Origin of the sequence: Cronobacter sp. HA18003, from assembly GCF_011605905.1 — a bacterium.
Lineage (GTDB): Bacteria > Pseudomonadota > Gammaproteobacteria > Enterobacterales > Enterobacteriaceae > Cronobacter > Cronobacter sakazakii.
Genome location: NZ_JAANQO010000019.1, coordinates 1 through 652, shown reverse-complemented (window position 1 = coordinate 652; position 652 = coordinate 1). Strand labels below are relative to the sequence as shown.

Sequence of the window (652 nt, the reverse complement as noted above, 5' to 3'; positions counted from 1 at the left end):
GCGTAATATACGCCACCTCGCGACAGCAGGCTGAATGCCGCGTCGCACCGCTCTTTAACAATTTATCAGACAATCTGTGTGGGCACTCGGGGCACTGATATCTTAACGTCTACGGACGATAAACGAATATCAAGTCTCAAGTGAACAACAGTTAATTCATTACGAACTAACAGTTTAATTCTTTGAGCATCAGACTTTTAATTGAAGAGTTTGATCATGGCTCAGATTGAACGCTGGCGGCAGGCCTAACACATGCAAGTCGAACGGTAACAGGGAGCAGCTTGCTGCTCTGCTGACGAGTGGCGGACGGGTGAGTAATGTCTGGGAAACTGCCTGATGGAGGGGGATAACTACTGGAAACGGTAGCTAATACCGCATAACGTCTACGGACCAAAGTGGGGGACCTTCGGGCCTCATGCCATCAGATGTGCCCAGATGGGATTAGCTAGTAGGTGGGGTAACGGCTCACCTAGGCGACGATCCCTAGCTGGTCTGAGAGGATGACCAGCCACACTGGAACTGAGACACGGTCCAGACTCCTACGGGAGGCAGCAGTGGGGAATATTGCACAATGGGCGCAAGCCTGATGCAGCCATGCCGCGTGTATGAAGAAGGCCTTCGGGTTGTAAAGTACTTTCAGCGGGGAGGAAGG

General features: G+C 51.8%; 1 rRNA gene. It reads left to right on the top strand.

Annotated elements, in window-relative coordinates:
• Window positions 1-198: 198 nt before the first annotated feature.
• Window positions 199-652: ribosomal RNA gene (locus tag G6041_RS11180) — 16S ribosomal RNA — on the top strand; the annotation flags it as partial.